This is a genomic window from Streptomyces sp. NPDC007929, from assembly GCF_042959065.1.
In the GTDB taxonomy this organism is placed as follows: domain Bacteria; phylum Actinomycetota; class Actinomycetes; order Streptomycetales; family Streptomycetaceae; genus Streptomyces.
In genome coordinates this window covers 1-17,903 of sequence record NZ_JBIBKD010000001.1, presented here as the reverse complement: position 1 = coordinate 17,903, position 17,903 = coordinate 1, and the positions used below count along the sequence as shown (strand labels likewise).

Genomic DNA, 17,903 nt, shown 5'->3' with positions numbered 1-17,903 from the left:
CTACTGCTCTTCCTTCGCGGTCTTCGTGATCGACTGGGCGACCTGCCCGGGCGACTTGGAGCCGGCGATGAGCGCGGCCACGCTGTCGTTGACCTCCTGGCCGACGGCGGGCGCGTACGCCTGGTCGAGGTAGAGCTGGAAGCCGGTGGCCGCCTTCAACTGCTCCTGTACGGCCTTGATGTTGGGGTCGGTGATGGCCTTCTCGGCCGCCGGGACCACCGGCAGCACTCCGGTCTTCTTGACCAGCTCCAGGTCGGTGGCCTCGGACGCGAAGAACTCGAGGAAGTCGACGGCCTCCTGCGGGGCGCCCCGGCGCAGGGCGTGCCCGCCGCCTCCGCCGAACACCTCGGTGAGCGCGCCCTTGCCGCCCTCGACCGCGGGGAAGGGGAAGAAGCCGAGGTCCTTGCCGAGGCCCTTGCCCGCGTCGGCCTGGACGGTGGGCGCCCACTGACCCATGAGCTCCATCGCCGCCTTGCCGTTGCCGACGGTGGCAGCCTGGCCGGTGGGGGTGGAGTAGGCGGCGCCGAGGAAGCCCTTCTGGAACGGCCGGAGACCGACGAGTTCCTTCAGGTGGTCGCCCGCCTGGACGAAGGGAGCGCCGGTGAAGTCCTTCTCCTCGTACGCCTTCTGGACCGCCTCGGCGCCGGCGGTGCGCATCGCGAGGTAGGCCCAGTAGTACATGCCGGGCCACTTCTCCTTGCCGGCCAGGGCCAGCGGCGTGACGTCGGCGGACTTCAGCTTGCGTACGGCGTCGAGGAAGCCGCTCCAGGTGGTGGGAGGTTCGGCGATGCCGGCCTTCTTGAAGAGCGCCTTGTTGTACCAGAAGCCGATCATGCCGATGTCGAACGGGATGCCGTAGGCCTGGTCGTCGAGCAGGTACGGCTCACGTGCGACCGGCAGCAGGGCCTCACCCCACGGCTTGGTCCGGTCCGTGAGGTTCTCGACCAGCCCTGCGTCGACCTGCTGCTTCAGCACGCCGCCGCCCCAGGTGTGGAAGATGTCGGGCAGCTTCCCGGAGGCGGTCAGGGCCGTCATCTTCGACTTGTAGGCGTCGTTCTCCATCTGGACGATCTTTATCTTGACCTTGGGGTTCTGCGTCTCGTACTTCCGGGCGAGGGCGGCCCAGACGCCCTTGGCCGGCTCGGTGGTGGAGATGTTCCACCATTCGATCGTGGTCGTCCCCGACGAGCCTCCGTCCGAGTCTCCACCGCAGCCGGTCAGTGCCGTCATCCCCACACCGGCTGCGGCGGAGGCCGCCAGGAAGCCGCGGCGGGACAGTGCCGGGTCGCCCATCATGCGCTCCTCGAAAGTTTCGATCGAGATCCAGAAAGGTTCGTTGCTGCCGCACCCTAGAGACAGCAGCCAAAGCGTGGCAACCCCTTGTGCACGGTCAATCTCTCTGCGAAGGAGTCACTGGACAGGTGGGGCGAAACATTCGGATCACCAGGCGAACGTTTTGAAGTCCATCCGCCCGCGATCACACAGGGTGTCCGCACGGGAGAGCGCGGGTCGACAGCGCTCATCCCAAGGACGGAGGCGCTCCACGCGCTCTCATCACGCGCTTTCATGCCTGGAGTCCGCCCGGCCGACCAGCCATGACGGAAGATTGACGCGCTCAACCCCCACAGTCGCGGGCCACTGCGTCACACTCTGCTTACGCTCATCGGCCCGTCCCTGGATGGCCGGAAATCACGCTGGGCCGCACATCGGAAGTACGTCGACGGGCACCACCTCGGCGTCGCCCTGCCCGTCTTCCCGGAACCGGCGCTCGTTTCCGGCCGGCGCGTGCACGGCACGAAGAAGCCGCTCACCTCGGCTGCGCTGATCATCACGCGCTGGCCGCGCTGCTGCCGCACGTCCATGACGCGACCGGCCGCAGTACGTTCCGTGCGAGGCGGATCCGGACCGCGAGCGGCGACCGAGGGTGCAGGTGCGCCGAGTCAGGCCGTCGCGCCCTTCCTGCCGAACCCCCGTCGCGGCGGCCGCACCACGACCTGCCCGTACTGGACCTCGCCCGTGATCCGTATGCGCAGCAGGACGGGAGCGTCGGCGGGTCGGCGGGCCTTGACCTCGGAGTAGTTCAGCGCCAGTCCGCCGGTGTCGACGACGACGCCCGGCCGGGTCAGCAGCCTCAGGGCGCCTGCCCGTAGATCCAGATCGACGTCCAGGGTGTCGTGGGTGATCACCGCGTCGGTGAAGTCGAGAGTCACCTCGCCCCACGCCGAACGGATCTCCAGCCGCCGCGGCACCACCCAGCCGTCCCCCCGGCGGGTCGAGGCCCCCTCCTGCCGGATCCGGACGACGTCCTCGGCTTCGGCTGACCCCTGACCGGCGACCGCGGGCAGATCCGCCGTCAGCACGGCCAGCTCCCCCACCGTGCGGGCGGACAGCGCCGCCTCCAGACGCTCTTCCAGTTCCTCCAGGGTGAGCCGCCCCTCACCCGCGGCGACGCGCAGCACGTCCACGACCCGGTCCCGGTCCGCGTACGACGCCCTCACCTCGGGCGATCCTCCGGTCCGCGCGATCTCGGCCACCATCACTCCACCCCGATCCCCCGGACCCACCGCCCGGCCCGCCCACTCGACCACTAACGCTATATCGCGTCATACCCAACGGCCAACCCCGCATCCGGTGTTCCCCCGCCCCGCCCCTATCGTGACCGGCATGCAGTCCTACACGATCGGCCAGGCAGCACGGCTGCTCGGCGTGAGCCCGGACACCGCCCGCCGCTGGGCGGACGCGGGCCGCATCACGACCCACCGCGACGAGGCCGGGCGACGGCTCGTCGACGGGCGTGACCTGGCCGCCTTCTCGGTCGAACTCGCACGGTCCGGCACCGTCGAGGAGGACACCCCGTACACGTCGGCCCGCAACGCCTTCCCCGGCATCGTCACCGCGATCAAACTCGGCGACGTCGCCGCCCAGGTCGAGATCCAGGCGGGCCCGCACCGGCTCGTCTCGCTGCTCACCCGCGAGGCGGTGGAGGAACTGGGCCTGGAGGTCGGCATGGAGGCGACGGCCCGAGTGAAGTCGACAAACGTCCATATCGACCGCATCTGAAGTCCCTCGTGGGACAGCGGGAGCGTGGCCCCATCACAGGGCGACGCGGACACGCACCTACCCGGCACCGCGTCCCCGCCGGTCTACCGTGCAGCCATGAGCCTGAGCATCCGCAACCAGCTCCCGGGCACCGTCAGCGCCGTCACGCCGGGCGAGGCCATGGCGACGGTCAGGGTCCGCCTCACCGGCGGCCAGGACCTCACCGCGGCGATCACCCACGAGGCCGTGCAAGAACTCCGTCTCGCCCCGGGCGCCCCCGTGCGGGCCTTGATGAAGTCGACGGAGGTCTCCCTGGCCACGGCGCCGATCGAGGGCCTGTCGATCCGCAACCAGCTCCCCGGCACGGTCACCGACATCGCGGCCGGCGACGCGATGGCGTCGGTCCGCGTCGCGGTCGCGGGTGGCGAACTGACCGCCGCGATCACCAGGGACGCGGCGGACGACCTGGCCCTGTCACCCGGGATCCCCGTCGTGGCCCTGATCAAGGCGACCGAGGTGTCACTCGCCACCGCGTGACGCGCCGGAAACAGCGAGAGGGGCCCCGCACCGCGGAGCCCCTCCCTGTGACCGGCCGGCCGTCAGTCCTCGTACGCGTCCAGCGGCGGGCAGGAGCAGACGAGGTTCCGGTCGCCGAAGGCCTGGTCGATGCGGCGCACCGGAGGCCAGTACTTGTCCGCGGTCGACACTCCGGCCGGGAAGACGGCCTCCTCACGGCTGTAGGCGTGCTCCCACTCCCCGGCGAGCGCGCCGGCGGTGTGCGGGGCGCCGTGCAGCGGGTTGTCGTCCGCGGGCCACTCGCCGGAGCCGACCTTCTCGATCTCCGCGCGGATGGCGATCATCGCCTCGCAGAAGCGGTCCAGCTCCGCCAGGTCCTCCGACTCGGTCGGCTCGATCATCAGCGTCCCGGCGACCGGGAACGACATGGTCGGCGCGTGGAAGCCGTAGTCGATCAGCCGCTTGGCGACGTCGTCGACGCTCACACCGGTCGCCTTGGTCAGCGGCCGCAGGTCGATGATGCACTCGTGCGCGACGAGCCCGCCGGGGCCGGTGTAGAGCACCGGGTAGTGCGGCTCCAGCCGCTTGGCGATGTAATTGGCGCTCAGCACGGCCACCTGCGTGGCCCGCTTCAGCCCCTCGCCGCCCATGAGCCGGACGTACGACCACGAGATGGGCAGGATGCCGGCGGAGCCCCAGGGGGCCGCCGAGATGGGGCCGACGCCCGTCTTCGGGCCGGCCTCGGGCTGCAGCGGGTGGTTCGGCAGGTAGGGGGCGAGGTGCTCGCGCACCGCGACCGGGCCGACGCCGGGACCGCCGCCGCCGTGCGGGATGCAGAAGGTCTTGTGCAGGTTCAGGTGCGAGACGTCGCCGCCGAAGTGCCCCGGCTTGGCGAGCCCGACGAGCGCGTTGAGGTTGGCCCCGTCGACGTAGACCTGCCCGCCCGCCTCGTGCACCTGCGCGCAGATGTCGGCGACGTGCTCCTCGAACACTCCGTGCGTGGACGGGTACGTGATCATGAGCACGGCCAGCTGGTCGCGGTACTGCTCGATCTTGGCCCGCAGGTCCTCGACGTCGATCTCGCCGTCCTCGGCGGTCTTCACGACGACGACCTTCATGCCGGCCATCACCGCGCTGGCGGCGTTGGTGCCGTGCGCGGACGACGGGATCAGGCAGACGGTGCGCTGCTCGTCCCCGTTGGCCCGGTGGTACCCGCGGACGGCGAGCAGACCGGCCAGCTCGCCCTGCGACCCCGCGTTCGGCTGGAGGGAGACCTTGTCGTAGCCGGTCACCTCGGCGAGCCGGTCCTCCAGCTCGTGGATGAGGGTGAGGTAGCCGGCGGCCTGCTCGGCGGGCGCGAAGGGGTGCAGCTGCCCGAACTCGGGCCAGGTGACCGGCTCCATCTCGGTGGTCGCGTTGAGCTTCATGGTGCAGGAGCCCAGCGGGATCATGCCCCGGTCGAGCGCGTAGTCGCGGTCGGCCAGCTTGCGCAGGTAGCGCAGCATGGCGGTCTCGGAGCGGTGCTGGTGGAAGACGGGGTGCGTCAGGTAGTCGTCGGTCCGCAGCAGCGCGGCCGGAAGCCCGTCCTCGGTCGCCGCGTCCAGTGCCTCGACGACACCTTCGACACCGAAGGCGGCCCATACGGCGCGCAGCTGGGCGCGCGTGGTGGTCTCGTCGCAGGCGATGGAGACGTGATCGGCGTCGATGTGCCGCAGGTTGACCCCGTTCTCGCGGGCGGCGGCCACGACCTCGGCGGCCCGGCCCTCGACCCGCGCGGTCAGGGTGTCGAAGTACGCCCCGTGCACGACCTCGACGCCGCCGGCCGTGAGCCCGGCGGCCAGCACCGTGGCGTAGCGGTGGGTGCGCCGCGCGATGCCCTTCAGGCCCTCCGGGCCGTGGTAGACGGCGTACATGCCGGCCATCACGGCGAGCAGCACCTGCGCGGTGCAGATGTTGCTGGTGGCCTTCTCACGGCGGATGTGCTGCTCGCGTGTCTGCAGCGCCAGCCGGTAGGCCTTGTTGCCGTCGGCGTCCACGGACACGCCGACCAGCCGCCCGGGCAGGCTGCGCGCCATCTTGTCCTGGACCGCCATGTAGCCGGCGTGCGGTCCGCCGAAGCCCATGGGGACGCCGAAGCGCTGCGTCGTGCCGACGGCGATGTCCGCGCCGAGCTCACCGGGCGACTTCAGCAGCGTCAGCGCGAGCAGGTCGGCGGCGACGGTGACGAGCGCCCCGAGTTCGTGCGCCCGGTCGATGACCGGCTTGATGTCCCGTACGGCACCGGAGGCGCCCGGGTACTGGAGCAGCACGCCGTTGATCTCGCGCTCGGCGATCTCGGCGGGGATGCCCTCGCTGAGGTCGGCGACGACGACCTCGACACCGGTCGGCTCGGCGCGGGTCTGGATCACGGCGATGGTCTGCGGCAGCGTGTCCGCGTCGACCAGGAACAGGCCCTTCTTGTTCTTGCCCAGGCGCCGTGACAGCGCCATGGCCTCGGCGGCCGCGGTGCCCTCGTCGAGCAGGGAGGCGCCCGAGGTCGGCAGTCCGGTCAGGTCGGCGACCATGGTCTGGAAGTTCAGCAGCGCCTCCAGCCGGCCCTGCGAGATCTCCGGCTGGTACGGCGTGTAGGCCGTGTACCAGGACGGGTTCTCCATGACGTTGCGCATGATGACCGGCGGCGTGAAGGTTCCGTAGTAGCCGAGGCCGATCATGGAGCCGAGGACCTGGTTGCGGTCGGCGAGGGAGCGGAGCTCTGCGATCACCTCGGCCTCGCTGCGGGCGCCCGGGAGATCCAGTGCCTCGGCGCTCTTGATCACGGCCGGGACCGCGCGGGCCGTGAGCTCGTCGAGCGAGCCGTAGCCGACGTGGGCGAGCATCTTGGCGCAGGCCTCGTGGTCGGGGCCGATGTGGCGCTGCTCGAAGGGGACTGCCTCTTCGAGCTCGGAGAGCGGCATGCGGTGGGCGGTCATTACGGAGGCCTCCTGGTCGTCACGACCTTCGAGGGGCACCACGGCACGGGTACCCGGACGGCCTCCCCCTCTGTCATCTCAACCTGAGAGCTTCACCGGATCGCCCGAAGGCCTCCGGCTTTCACCGTCGGTGAGAGCGGAAGCCGTCGACACCCGCCCTGCTTTCCAGAGTGACCTCGTCCGCGCGGTACGTGAGCCTGAGAGATTCCGGGGAGGATTTGCTCCTTCGGCGCCTCCGATGACGTCTGGAGGACTCTCCCGCGCGGGGTCAACAGCCGCTGCCAGCGTACCAGCGAGGTCAACGCACGAACCTTCGAGTGGCCGCATCCCCGCTTGTACCGTTTTGTAGTGTTTACGGATGAGGTGCGACCATGTGGAGGGCCCGTGCGAACCGATATCGATCCGCGCAACCTGATCGGCCGCAAGGCGTTCGACCGCAACGGGACCAGGATCGGCACGATCGACGAGGTCTACCTGGACGACGCCACCGGCGAACCGGAGTGGGCGGCCATACGGACCGGCCTGTTCAGCAGGGACGCCTTCGTCCCCCTGGAGCCCAGCGAACTGATCGAGGGCGCCCTCCACGTCCCCTTCGAGCGCGCCCTGATCAAGGACGCCCCCGACTTCGGCGTCGGCCGCCACCTCTCCCCCGAGCAGGAACTGCAGCTCTACCACCACTACGGTCTCGACGTCGCCGCCCCGCCTCCGCTGCCGGACCATGATTTCGGCAAGCTCGCGGGCACCGACGAGACGGCCTGAGACACCGCCCCGGGCCCACCGTCTCCCCCGTCCGGCCCCCGTAACACCAATGGCAACGGATCCGCCGCCTCCAGGTCCGGATCGTCCACCCGGAACGTCCGCACCCGCCCGGGCTCGGAGTCGGGTGTCTCGAACCGTACGGTGACCCGCCCCAGGCCACTGCCCTGCACCCACCCGTGGCCGAACTCCGCGTGCCGCACGTCATGCCCGGCGGGCCACCGCCGCTCGGCGAGCGACGGCTGCTCCTCGGGCGCCGCCACGGTGCGCTCCTCGACCGGCACCTCAGCGACCTCCCGCTCCCCCGCCGCCTGGGCGAAGAGGTCCTCCTGGGTGTAGTCGGCGAGGCCGCTGACCCCCACCCCCAGGAGCCGCACCCCACCGGTCGTGTCGACCGAGTCCAGCAGTCTGGCCGCCGCCTCGCGGATCACCGCGGGATCGTCCGTGGGCCCGCGCAGCGTCTCGGACCGGGTCAGCGTCGAGAAGTCGTAACGCCGCACCTTCAAGATGATCGTCCGCCCCGACAGCCCGGCACCGCGCAGCCTGCGCACACACCGCTCGGCGAGCCGCTGCACCTCCAGCCCGACCCGTGTCCGGTCATGGATGTCGACGTCGTAGGTGTCCTCGACCGACACCGATTTCGTCTCGCGCTCCGCCACCACCGGCCGGTCGTCGCGCGCCAGCGCCATGGCGTACAGACCGTGCCCGTGCGCCTTCCCCAGCAGCCGGACCAGCTCGTCCTCACCCGCCTCGACGATCTCCTCGACCGTGGTGATCCCGGCCCGTCTCAGATGGTCCCCCGTCGCCGGCCCCACCCCGGGCAGGGTCCGCACCGGCATCGGCCCGAGCATCGCCCGCTCGGTGCCCGGCTCGATGACCACCAGCCCGTCGGGCTTGGCCTCCTCCGAGGCGATCTTCGCGAGCATCTTGGAGGCGGCGAGCCCCACCGACCCCGTGAGCCCCGTGACGGCCCGTATGTCCGCGCGCAGCTTGACCCCGGCCAGCCGCGCCGACGGCTCGTCCCAGGCCACTCCCCCGGCCTCCAGGTCCACGAACGCCTCATCCAGACTCAGCGGCTCCACCAGCGGCGACAGCGCACGCAGCAGCTCCATCACCCGCTCGCTGATCTGCTTGTAGAGCGTGAAGCGCGGCACGAGATACGCCGCGTTGGGCGCGAGCCGCCGGGCCTGTCCCATGGGCATCGCCGAATGCACCCCGAACACCCGCGCCTCGTACGACGCGGTCGCCACCACACCGCGCGGCCCGAGCCCGCCCACGACCACGGCCTTCCCGCGCAGACTCGGCTTGGACGCCTGCTCCACCGAAGCGTAGAAGGCATCCATGTCGAGATGGAGGATCGTGGGCGCGGTTCTCACAACTCCGATGCTGCCCTACGCCACTGACAACGCCCCGCGCGGCAGCCCCGAAGGCCCCGTCTGGAGGCTCTGGAGCATCTCTAGGCGCCCCACCGGCATCCGCTGCGGAGTCCCGTAGCGCCCCAGGGGAAACCGCTTGCACCCGGGCGCGGAAACGTCCCTTCTCCTGCGTCCGCACCCATCCCCGCCGCCCGAACGGCTCAGACGGCCCGGTTCCGCCGACGGGCCAGCTCGTCCGCCGGGTTGGGCCCCACCAGCGTCTCGCCGGTGTCGATGCGCTCACCGTGCAGCTGGGACAGGGCACTCTCGACATCGCGCCACACCACGCCCACGGCGATCCCGAACACCCCCTGGCCGCCCTGGAGCAGGGCATGGACCTCATCGGGCGAGGTGCACTCGTACACCGTCGCGCCGTCGCTCATCAGCGTCATGCGCTCCAGATCACTGAAACCGCGTTCCCTGAGGTGCTGGACGGCCGTGCGGATGTTCTGCAGCGACACCCCGGTGTCGAGGAACCGCTTGACGATCTTCAGGACGACGACGTCCCGGAAGCTGTACAGCCGCTGCGTCCCCGACCCGTAGGCGGGGCGCACGCTCGGCTCGACGAGCCCCGTGCGGGCCCAGTAGTCCAACTGCCGGTAGGTGATACCGGCGGCGGCGCAGGCCGTGGGGCCGCGATAACCGATCTGCTCGGACGCCATGGACGTCGTCCCCCCGCTGCTCGGCACCGCTGTCGGTCGCTGCGGAGCATGATCGGCCGCACCACCGGGCTGGGGGCGTCCCCCGCCCGCGAAGGGCCGTGAGCTGGGGGGAGGGTACGGACCGCTCGCCCTGAGACTGCGCTCGGGCCCGCCCCCAGCCGTACCGTCGCCGCTGCTTCTCACGCCGACCTCCGTCCTTGACCTGCCTTCTCGACGGTAGGCAGTCACCAGGGGTGCGTCAACGATCGCCACACTCGCCACGCCGAGTGATAATCACCCTGAGAGTGGTTTCCCGTGCCCCACCGCGGGGAAAGGCTAGCCGAATGTGTCCGGCACGAGCCGGTACGACGCTCTCATACGCCACCGGCACATGCGGGCATTTCGTCCCTCACACACAGTCGGGCGGCCCCGACACGGACCACATCGTCCGCCGGGCCGCCCACACGACTGTTCCGACCGCTCCCCCGGGGAGCTCACTGACTGCTGGTGCCGAAGTCCTCCGGAGAGATCTGGTCGAGGAACTCGCGGAACTTCTCCACCTCGTCCTCCTGCTCGTCCGGGATCGCGATTCCGGCGTCGTCGAGCACCGTGTCACTGCCGTAGATGGGCGTCCCGGTGCGCAGCGCGAGCGCTATGGCGTCGGACGGGCGGGCGCTCACCTCGACGCCGCTGGCGAAGACCAGCTCCGCGTAGAAGACGCCCTCACGCAGGTCCGTGATGCGCACTTCCGTGAGCTCCTGGCCGACGGCTTCCAGCACGTCCTTGAACAGGTCGTGTGTCAGCGGCCGCGCGGGAGCCATCCCCTGCTGGGCGAAGGCGATCGCCGTCGCCTCCCCCGGTCCGATCCAGATGGGGAGGTAGCGGTCGCCTCCCACTTCACGCAGCAGCACGATCGGTTGGTTGGAGGGCATTTCGACCCGGACACCTACGACATCGAGCTCGTTCACACAGCAACCCTAGGCCGTGCTCGGGACGTTTGGGTAGTCGGGCCGGGATCAGGCGCCCGATCCGGCCCCGGCGGCCTGCCCCTCAGGGCAGCCGTACCCCGAGCGCCGTCTGCACCAGCGCGGCGTGCAGCTTCACCGTGAGCCCCGCCAGCTCCTTGGTGCGCGCCTCGGCATGAGCCCTGGTCTGCGGGTTGCGGTGCCGCCTGAGCGGGGCCACCACCTGGTCCACGAGACCGGCCTCCCGCTCCGCGGCGGCCTTCATGGCCCGCAGGTGGCGCGGCTCGATGCCGAACCGGCCGAGTTCCACGACGAGCAGGGCGACGGTCACCGCCTCGGCGTCGTACGCCCCGTCCTCCAGTGGAGTGAGGAGGCCGTAGGACTCCCACTCCTTGAGCTCCTGCTCGTCGACGCCGACGGCGGCGAGCAGCTCGTCGCGCCCGATCCTGGCCGCCGTGGGTCCCTCGGGCAGCTCCGAAACCGACGCGCCGTCCCGTTGCCGCCCCACGACCGGCAGCTGCACGGCCTCACCGCGCTCCATAGCCTCCAGCTGCTCCCGGATCACCTTCAGGGGCAGATAGTGGTCCCGCTGCATCCTCAGGACATGGCCCAGGCGCTCTACGTCATGGGCACTGAACTTGCGATACCCCGACGGGGTCCGCTGCGGCTCGATGAGCCCTTCCGACTCCAGGAAACGGATCTTGGAGATGGTCACTTCGGGAAACTCGTCGCGCAGCACGTTCAGCACCGTGCCGATGCTCATCAGCCCACTGTCCGTGGCGGCGGTGCCGTGACCGGCACCGCCGCTCGGTGTTTGAAGCATGGACCTTCCCTGACGGATGGACCTTTGCCGAGGCCTGTCCGGACCGAGCCCGGTCAGTAGCCGCGCTGGCTGGCGTAGAAGACCAGCCGGTACTTGCCGATCTGCACCTCGTCGCCGTTGTTCAGGGCGACCTGGTCGATCCGCTCCCGGTTCACATAGGTGCCGTTCAGGCTGCCCACGTCGGCCACGGTGAACGAACCGTCCTGACCACGACGGAACTCCACGTGCCGCCGGGACACCGTCACGTCGTCCAGGAAGATGTCGCTCTGCGGATGCCGGCCGGCCGTGGTCAGATCGCCGTCCAGCAGGAAGCGGCTGCCCGAGTTCGGCCCGCGGCGCACGACCAGGAGCGCGGAGCCCAGCGGCAGCGCGTCGACGGCGGCCTGCGCCTCGGGCGACAGCGTCGGCATCTGCGTCTGGCCGGTGGTCTCGCTGTCGTAGGCCTCGAGACCGGAGATGGAGATCGTGGAGGTCGTCTCGGACGGACGCTCCGGCGTCGCCCCCGCCCTCAGCGGCGCGCCGCAGTTGGAGCAGAAGCGGCTGTTCTCCGCATTGCGGTTACCGCACCTCGTACACACCAGGGCCGACATCGGATCCTCCTGCCGCGGCTGCCCACCGGGGGCGTTGGACGCATACGGGTCGGAAAACCCACCACCCGCACCTGAGGTTGACGGTTGCCCGAAACCTATGCCGCCGGGCTGCGCAGGGTCAACCGACGGCGCGCCCTGACCACCGGAAACATCGCCGCCCGGGCCGCCGACCTGGTCCCGGAACAGCGGCCGCTGGCCCTCCGCGTCAGGCTGTGCGCGATGGCGAGCGGTCGCATTGTCGCTGCCTTCTCGCGCGCTCTTGCCGAACAACTTCGCAAACAACTTCACGGGCGATTCCCCTTGACCGAAACAGACCCGCCCGTGGGGCAGGACGAACCCTGACTGAACACTCTGGCCGACCCGGACATCCTGACAACGTCCGTCTGCACCAGACAGTTTCCACCACGCACCGCCCATTCGGTGCGCCGACCCCCCGCAACCTCATGCCCTCGCCGAACGCCGCCCATGCACCCCCGGTTCACTGCGAGGACGACCGAGCGTAGTCAGGCCGCTTCGCTGCTCGCAAGGCGTCCACGACGATGTCGGTGGACCGCTCGATCGTGACGGTGGCCTGTTCCTTCTCGAGAGTCTGCACCACACCTCCGGGGATGTTGAGCGCCGGCTCGAGGTCCTGCGACTTGCCGATGACCTTGAAACGATAGGGAGCGTTGATCTTGTTCCCGTCGACGCCCACGCCCTTGCCCGAGTCCGTGAGATACGTGCTCGCGACCACCCGCACGCCGTTGACCTGGATCGCCTCCGCACCCGCCGCGCGCAGCTCCTGGATCGCGTCGAGCAGCATGTCCGCCTCAACCGTCCCCTTCGTGTCCTGGATCGTCATGGTGATGCCGGGCCCCTGCGCGGCCACCGTGCCCGCGAGGATGCCGAGTTGCCTCTCCTTCTCGATCGTCTGCTTCCGGGCCTCCTCGGCCTGGTCAGAGCTGTTCTCCAGCTCGTCGCGCTGCTTCTCGAGACCCTGCTTCTCGTCCTCAAGACGTTGAGTACGGTCATCCAGTTCATCGAGGATGCGAACAAGATCTTCCTGACGTGCGCCACGCAGCTCGCTGTCGGTGTCACTGTTCGAGGCCACCTGCACGGCCAGGCCGAATCCGAGGCCGAACAGCAGCACCGCGACGATGAGTTGTGCCCGGGTGACCCGCGGCGGCCACACGCCCTGCACCAGCCGCTGCCGCCCGGTCAGCCGCGGCTCGGGCTCCGCCTTCGGTTCCGCCGCCTGCCGCGGTTCCGCCCTCTGCCTGCGCTCCGGCTCCCCGGGAGTCTCCTCGGCGGCGTGCGCCTGCGCGGGGACCTCCTGAGGCAGTTCCTTGCGCAGTCCGTTCCCGGCCCCGGCGCTGTCGTCGCGGGCGGCGCCCCGCTCCTCGGCGGGCTTGTCCGGCTTCTCGTCGTGGTCGCTCATCGGCCTCACGCCCGGAACACGTGGCGGCGGATCGCCGCGGCGTTGGAGAAGATCCGGATGCCGAGGACGACCACCACACCGGTGGACAGCTGGGCGCCCACTCCCAGCTTGTCGCCGAGGAACACGATCAACGCGGCCACGACCACGTTGGACAGGAACGACACCACGAAGACCTTGTCGTCGAAGATGCCGTCGAGCATGGCCCGCAGACCGCCGAACACGGCGTCGAGCGCCGCCACGACGGCGATCGGCAGATAAGGCTCGACCACCGCCGGAACCTCAGGCCGGACCAACAGGCCGGCCACGACTCCCACGACGAGGCCCAGTACGGCGATCACGATGTGCCCTTCTCGCTCTTCTCAGTGCTCGGCTGTGCTGTACGTACGGTCACACTCGGTGCGGCAGGCAGCCGGAGGTCGTCCTCCACGGAGATGCCTGTCCTGATGCCGTAGCTCTCCTGCAGCGCGTTCAGATACAACCCGTCCGCGCTGTTCTGGAACCGCGTGCTCAGCCGCTGCCCGTCCCCCACCGCCAGCACCGTGTACGGCGGCACCAGCGGCTTGTTGTCGACCAGTATGGCGTCCCCCGCCGCCCTGATCGCGGACAGTGCCGTCAGCCGCTGCCCGTTGATCGAGACGGCCTCGGCGCCCGACTCCCACAACCCGTTGACCACGCGCTGCATGTCCCGGTCACGCACCCGGCCGGTATCGGAGAAGCCGGAGGTCTCACGCGGGTCGGCGTCGCCGCCCGAGGCCGCTTCCTTGGCGTCGTTCACCACGAGCTTCACACCGGGGCCGTGCACCGCGACCGCCCCGGACAGGAGGCCCACAAGATCGGACTCCGTGCTGCCACCGCTGTGCTTCAGTGCCTCGCGCTGCCGCGCGCTCACGTCCTCGCGCAGCTCGTCGACGGAGTCCTCCAGCTTGTCCGCCGCCTCGGTCTCCCGGTCGATGCGGTCGACCAGCTCTTCCCGTTCCTTGGCCACGACCGGGGCGGCAACCCGCGCCTGCGCAGCTCCGACGGTCACGACCAGGGCCGCGAGCACCAGTCCGGCGGCGAGCCCCAGCTTCGCCCTGAGCGTCTTCGGCATGCCGCTGTCACCCGCGGCCTTCTTGCGCTCGGCGGCCTCGGCGTATCCGTCGTCGAGGCTGTGGTCCATGACGTTGGTGAGCAACGACATGGACGCATCCGGACGCCGGGGCCGCGTGGGTGTGCTCCGAATGGGGGGTTGCTGCGGCATGCCGCACATCGTCGCACGTCGCGAGCGCTACCTCCGAACGGCCCCACCGGCGTGCCGGACAGGCCCCGTTGGGGACACTTGTCCGGCACGCACGCGTGCAGCCCGTTCTACCGGCCGGCGCTGTCCACGACCGCCGACCACTCGTCCAGCAGGGCCTGCGCCGAGGCGTCGTCCGGCCCCTCGGCCCACAGATGGGTGACGGCCTCGGCCGGGTCGGGCAGCACCATCACCCAGCGGCCGTCGGTCTCCACCACCCGCACACCGTCCGTGGTGTCCACGAAGCGATCTCCGGCCGCTTCGACGACCCGCCGCATCACCAGGCCCTTCACGGCCCACGGGGTCGCCAGATCGCGCTTCAGGACGTGCGCCCGCGGAATGCGCGCGTCGATCTGGCTGAGCGTGAGCTGCGTCCGCGCCACCAGCCCGATGAGCCGGACGAAGGCCGCGGTGGCGTCGTACACGCTGCTGAACTCGGGGACGATGAAACCGCCCTTGCCGTCACCGCCGAAGATCGTCCCTTCCTCACCACCGACACGCGTGAGGTCGTCGGGCGAGGTGGTCGTCCACTCGACCTGCGTCCCGTGGTACGCCGCCACCTGCTCGGCGATCCGGGTCGTGGTCACCGGCAGCGCGACCCGGCCACTGCGCCGCTCGGCGGCGACGAGGTCCAACATCACGAGCAGCGCCCGGTCGTCCTCGATGATCCGCCCCTTCTCGTCGACGAGCGACAACCGCTCACCGACAGGGTCGAACCGCACACCGAACGCGGCTCCCGAGGACGCCACGATCTCCCCGAGCCGCACCATCCCTGACCGCCGCATGTCGGCCGTCTCGGTCGGCCTGGACTCGTCGAGACCGGGGTTGATCGTCAGCGAGTCGACGCCGAGCTTGCCGAGCAGGCTCGGCAGCACCAGTCCCGCGCTTCCGTTGGACGCGTCCACGACGACCTTCAGCCCCGAGTCCGCGATCCCGGTCGTGTCGACGTTGCGCAGCAGCGACCCGGTGTACGAGTCGAAGACACTGGCCGGGAAGTGCAGGTCGCCGATCTCGCCGGGGAAGGCACGGCGGTACTCCTGGCGCGCGAACACCCGGTCCAGCTTTCGCTGGCTGCCCTGCGAGAGGTCGGCACCCTGCCCGTCGAAGAACATGATGTCGACGGAGTCCGGCACCCCGGGTGTGGTACGGATCATGATGCCGCCCGCGCTGCCCCGCGCGGTCTGCTGCCGGGCCACGGGCAGCGGCACGTTCTCCAGGTCCCGCACGTCGATCGCGCTGGCCTGCAGCGCGGAGATCACCGCCCGCTTCAGCGCACGGGCACCACGCGAGTGGTCCCGGGCCGTGGTGACGGTCGAGCCCTTCTTCAGCGTCGTGGCGTACGCGCCCGCGAGACGCACCGCGAGTTCGGGAGTGATCTCCACGTTCAGGATGCCTGAGACACCACGGGCACCAAAGAGGTGCGCCTGTCCCCTGGATTCCCAGATCACCGAGGTATTGACGAAGGCACCGGCCTCGATGGTCTTGAACGGGTAGACCCGCACATTGCCCTGGACGATCGATTCTTCACCGATCAGGCACTCATCACCGATGACGGCCCCGTCCTCGATCCGCGCCGCACGCATGATGTCGGTGTTCTTGCCGACCACGCAGCCACGCAGATTGCTGTGCGGCCCCACGTAGACGTTGTCGTGGACGACGGCCTTGTGCAGAAACGCGCCGCTCTTGACGACCACGTTGGAGCCCACGACGGTGTGCTCGCGAATTTCGGAGCCGGCCTCTACCTTGGCGTAGTCACCGATATAGACGGGTCCTCGGAGAACGGCGTCGGGATGGACCTCCGCTCCTTCGGCGACCCACACACCCGGGGAGATCTCGAACCCGTCGATGTCGACGTCGACCTTGCCCTCCAGGACGTCGGCCTGCGCCTTCACATAGCTTTCGTGCGTGCCGACGTCCTCCCAGTAGCCCTCGGCAATGTAGCCGTAGATGGGCTTGCCTTCCTTCATCAGCTGCGGGAAGACGTCACCGGACCAGTCGACGGGCACATCGGCCTCGACGTAGTCGAAGACCTCGGGCTCCATCACGTAGATGCCGGTGTTCACGGTGTCGGAGAAGACCTGGCCCCAGGTGGGCTTCTCGAGGAAGCGCTCCACCTTGCCTTCCTCGTCGACAATCGTGATACCGAATTCCAGCGGATTGGGCACACGCGTCAGACAGACCGTGACCAGCGCGCCCTTCTCCTTGTGGAAATCGATGAGCTCGGTGAGGTCGAAATCCGTCAGCGCATCGCCGGAGATGACGAGGAAGGCATCGTCCTTCAGCGCTTCCTCGGCGTTCTTGACGCTTCCGGCGGTACCGAGTGGCTTCTCCTCATTGGCATAGGTGAGCTCCATACCGAGCTCTTCGCCGTCACCGAAGTAGTTCTTGACGAGCGAAGCCAGGAACTGGACAGTCACGACTGTTTCGTTGAGCCCATGCCTTTTGAGCAGCCGAAGAACGTGCTCCATGATCGGCCGGTTGGCCACCGGCAGGAGCGGCTTGGGCATGCTTGAGGTCATGGGGCGAAGACGTGTGCCTTCGCCTCCGGCCATCACGACGGCCTTCATGTCGGAAGCGTCCTCCTCAAAGAGACGGTCTAGCCGACTTCCCCCGCCAGGATTGTCCCTCACTTATCCAGCACGGGCCATCGCTCCGCTACGGCAGCAGGACCATCCGAGAGTTCAATCGGCCATGGCGTCCGCACGGACCAGGCGGCGGACTTGTACCACGTAGAGGACTCCTGCCCACCAGTACAGGGTTGTACCCCACCCGGCGAACGCCCATCCGAAAATGGCAGCCAGTGACGAGATCCAACCGCTTCCGTCACTGAGCAGAAGCAGGGGGAAGGCGTACATCAGGTTGAAGGTGGCGGCCTTACCGAGGAAGTTCACCTGGGGCGGCGGATAGCCGTGCCGGCGGAGGATGCCCACCATCACCAGCAGGACCAGCTCCCGCGCCAGAAGTACAGCGGTCAACCAGAGGGGCAGAATCTCCCGCCAGGTGAGGCCGACCAGGGTCGAGAGAATGTAGAGCCGGTCGGCCGCGGGGTCGAGGAGCCGGCCGAGACTGCTGATCTGGTTCCAGCGCCGTGCGAGCTTGCCGTCCAGATAGTCACTGACGCCACTGAGAGCCAGTACCAGCAGTGCCCATCCGTCGCTCTTGGGCCCACCGAACTCAGGACGCAGGATCAGCCACAGGAAGACGGGCACGCCGACGAGGCGGGCCATGCTGAGGATGTTCGGGATGGTGAGCACACGGTCCGTCTGGACGCGAGTCTCCTGAACCTCCACCCGGGGGCCTCCTGTGGGAAACGAGCCAACGATGCTCCCTGACCTTACCTCAACGCAAAAAAGCTCCGGCTCTTGGGCTATGTGCCCAAGAGCCGGAGCTATAAAAGGAGTTCGGCGGCGTCCTACTCTCCCACAGGGTCCCCCCTGCAGTACCATCGGCGCTGTAAGGCTTAGCTTCCGGGTTCGGAATGTAACCGGGCGTTTCC

The 17,903-nt window shown here is 69.4% G+C and carries 16 protein-coding genes, 1 rRNA gene and 1 riboswitch; of the genes, 3 read left to right on the top strand and 14 right to left on the bottom strand.

The window, feature by feature from the left end; translation table 11 throughout:
• Both ACFZDE_RS00085 and ACFZDE_RS00080 read right to left on the bottom strand, forming a co-directional pair.
• On the bottom strand, positions 1-1,293 hold the full coding sequence (locus ACFZDE_RS00085) for an extracellular solute-binding protein (RefSeq protein WP_391195947.1): 1,293 nt from the start codon (positions 1,291-1,293) through the stop codon (positions 1-3).
• A gap of 647 nt (positions 1,294-1,940) precedes the next feature.
• Positions 1,941-2,537 (bottom strand): DUF1707 domain-containing protein, encoded by a 597-nt coding sequence (locus ACFZDE_RS00080; RefSeq protein ID WP_391195945.1) that lies wholly within the window; start codon positions 2,535-2,537, stop codon positions 1,941-1,943.
• Between the two features lie 127 nt (positions 2,538-2,664).
• Here ACFZDE_RS00080 and ACFZDE_RS00075 point away from each other — a divergent pair, with 127 nt between their 5' ends.
• Together ACFZDE_RS00075 and ACFZDE_RS00070 are read left to right on the top strand one after the other, a co-directional pair.
• Positions 2,665-3,060, top strand: coding sequence for a TOBE domain-containing protein (locus ACFZDE_RS00075; RefSeq protein ID WP_391195943.1), 396 nt, complete (start codon positions 2,665-2,667; stop codon positions 3,058-3,060).
• A gap of 96 nt (positions 3,061-3,156) precedes the next feature.
• On the top strand, positions 3,157-3,576 hold the full coding sequence (locus ACFZDE_RS00070; RefSeq protein WP_391195940.1) for a TOBE domain-containing protein: 420 nt from the start codon (positions 3,157-3,159) through the stop codon (positions 3,574-3,576).
• A gap of 62 nt (positions 3,577-3,638) precedes the next feature.
• Here ACFZDE_RS00070 and gcvP read toward each other — a convergent pair whose 3' ends face one another.
• Positions 3,639-6,524 carry an aminomethyl-transferring glycine dehydrogenase gene (gene gcvP / locus ACFZDE_RS00065; protein ID WP_391195938.1) on the bottom strand — a complete coding sequence of 962 codons (2,886 nt, stop codon included), beginning with the start codon at positions 6,522-6,524 and terminating at the stop codon, positions 3,639-3,641.
• A 175-nt stretch (positions 6,525-6,699) separates the two neighbouring features.
• Positions 6,700-6,795: riboswitch (glycine riboswitch) on the bottom strand.
• 113 nt (positions 6,796-6,908) lie between these two features.
• Between gcvP and ACFZDE_RS00060 the strand changes: the two genes are divergently transcribed.
• A complete protein-coding gene (locus ACFZDE_RS00060; protein WP_031104789.1) occupies positions 6,909-7,283 on the top strand; it encodes a PRC-barrel domain-containing protein in 375 nt (124 codons plus the stop codon).
• Here ACFZDE_RS00060 and ACFZDE_RS00055 read toward each other — a convergent pair.
• The 11 genes from ACFZDE_RS00055 to rrf all read right to left on the bottom strand — a co-directional run.
• Entirely contained in the window at positions 7,202-8,656 is a 1,455-nt protein-coding gene (locus ACFZDE_RS00055) for a DNA polymerase IV (protein WP_391195935.1), read from the bottom strand. The genes ACFZDE_RS00060 and ACFZDE_RS00055 overlap by 82 nt on opposite strands.
• A gap of 200 nt (positions 8,657-8,856) precedes the next feature.
• Positions 8,857-9,540, bottom strand: a complete 684-nt coding sequence (locus ACFZDE_RS00050; RefSeq protein ID WP_390992209.1) for a MerR family transcriptional regulator — start codon at positions 9,538-9,540, stop codon at positions 8,857-8,859.
• A gap of 290 nt (positions 9,541-9,830) precedes the next feature.
• Positions 9,831-10,304 carry a bifunctional nuclease family protein gene (locus tag ACFZDE_RS00045; RefSeq protein WP_026253112.1) on the bottom strand — a complete coding sequence of 158 codons (474 nt, stop codon included), beginning with the start codon at positions 10,302-10,304 and terminating at the stop codon, positions 9,831-9,833.
• Positions 10,305-10,386: 82 nt separating this feature from the next.
• Positions 10,387-11,124: a MerR family transcriptional regulator gene (locus ACFZDE_RS00040; RefSeq protein WP_391195931.1), complete on the bottom strand. Its 738-nt coding sequence runs from the start codon at positions 11,122-11,124 to the stop codon at positions 10,387-10,389.
• A 53-nt stretch (positions 11,125-11,177) separates the two neighbouring features.
• On the bottom strand, positions 11,178-12,131 hold the full coding sequence (locus tag ACFZDE_RS00035; protein ID WP_390992215.1) for an FHA domain-containing protein: 954 nt from the start codon (positions 12,129-12,131) through the stop codon (positions 11,178-11,180).
• A gap of 61 nt (positions 12,132-12,192) precedes the next feature.
• Complete coding sequence (locus tag ACFZDE_RS00030; RefSeq protein ID WP_391195930.1) at positions 12,193-13,131, bottom strand: DUF881 domain-containing protein; 939 nt, start codon at positions 13,129-13,131, stop codon at positions 12,193-12,195.
• A 5-nt stretch (positions 13,132-13,136) separates the two neighbouring features.
• Positions 13,137-13,469, bottom strand: a complete 333-nt coding sequence (locus tag ACFZDE_RS00025) for a small basic family protein (RefSeq protein WP_003988855.1) — start codon at positions 13,467-13,469, stop codon at positions 13,137-13,139.
• Complete coding sequence (locus ACFZDE_RS00020; RefSeq protein WP_390992220.1) at positions 13,466-14,380, bottom strand: DUF881 domain-containing protein; 915 nt, start codon at positions 14,378-14,380, stop codon at positions 13,466-13,468. Before ACFZDE_RS00020 ends, ACFZDE_RS00025 begins: the two co-directional genes overlap by 4 nt.
• A gap of 98 nt (positions 14,381-14,478) precedes the next feature.
• A complete protein-coding gene (locus tag ACFZDE_RS00015; RefSeq protein WP_391195928.1) occupies positions 14,479-16,974 on the bottom strand; it encodes a sugar phosphate nucleotidyltransferase in 2,496 nt (831 codons plus the stop codon).
• Positions 16,975-17,088: 114 nt separating this feature from the next.
• The gene (locus ACFZDE_RS00010) at positions 17,089-17,697 is read right to left on the bottom strand and encodes a CDP-alcohol phosphatidyltransferase family protein (RefSeq protein WP_185015092.1); all 609 of its coding nucleotides are present in this window, start codon (positions 17,695-17,697) and stop codon (positions 17,089-17,091) included.
• A 109-nt stretch (positions 17,698-17,806) separates the two neighbouring features.
• Positions 17,807-17,903 (bottom strand): 5S ribosomal RNA (gene rrf, locus ACFZDE_RS00005); the annotation flags it as partial.

What these genes read in the sequence shown, in the direction of transcription:
- ACFZDE_RS00020 (WP_390992220.1), bottom strand. Translation starts at nt 14,380, where the DNA reads ATGTGCGGCATGCCGCAGCAACCCCCCATTCGGAGCACACCCACGCGG.
- ACFZDE_RS00075 (WP_391195943.1), top strand. Translation starts at nt 2,665, where the DNA reads ATGCAGTCCTACACGATCGGCCAGGCAGCACGGCTGCTCGGCGTGAGC.
- gcvP (WP_391195938.1), bottom strand. Translation starts at nt 6,524, where the DNA reads ATGACCGCCCACCGCATGCCGCTCTCCGAGCTCGAAGAGGCAGTCCCC.
- ACFZDE_RS00035 (WP_390992215.1), bottom strand. Translation starts at nt 12,131, where the DNA reads ATGGGCGGTGCGTGGTGGAAACTGTCTGGTGCAGACGGACGTTGTCAG.
- ACFZDE_RS00080 (WP_391195945.1), bottom strand. Translation starts at nt 2,537, where the DNA reads ATGGTGGCCGAGATCGCGCGGACCGGAGGATCGCCCGAGGTGAGGGCG.
- ACFZDE_RS00070 (WP_391195940.1), top strand. Translation starts at nt 3,157, where the DNA reads ATGAGCCTGAGCATCCGCAACCAGCTCCCGGGCACCGTCAGCGCCGTC.
- ACFZDE_RS00085 (WP_391195947.1), bottom strand. Translation starts at nt 1,293, where the DNA reads ATGGGCGACCCGGCACTGTCCCGCCGCGGCTTCCTGGCGGCCTCCGCC.
- ACFZDE_RS00015 (WP_391195928.1), bottom strand. Translation starts at nt 16,974, where the DNA reads ATGAAGGCCGTCGTGATGGCCGGAGGCGAAGGCACACGTCTTCGCCCC.
- ACFZDE_RS00030 (WP_391195930.1), bottom strand. Translation starts at nt 13,131, where the DNA reads ATGAGCGACCACGACGAGAAGCCGGACAAGCCCGCCGAGGAGCGGGGC.
- ACFZDE_RS00040 (WP_391195931.1), bottom strand. Translation starts at nt 11,124, where the DNA reads ATGCTTCAAACACCGAGCGGCGGTGCCGGTCACGGCACCGCCGCCACG.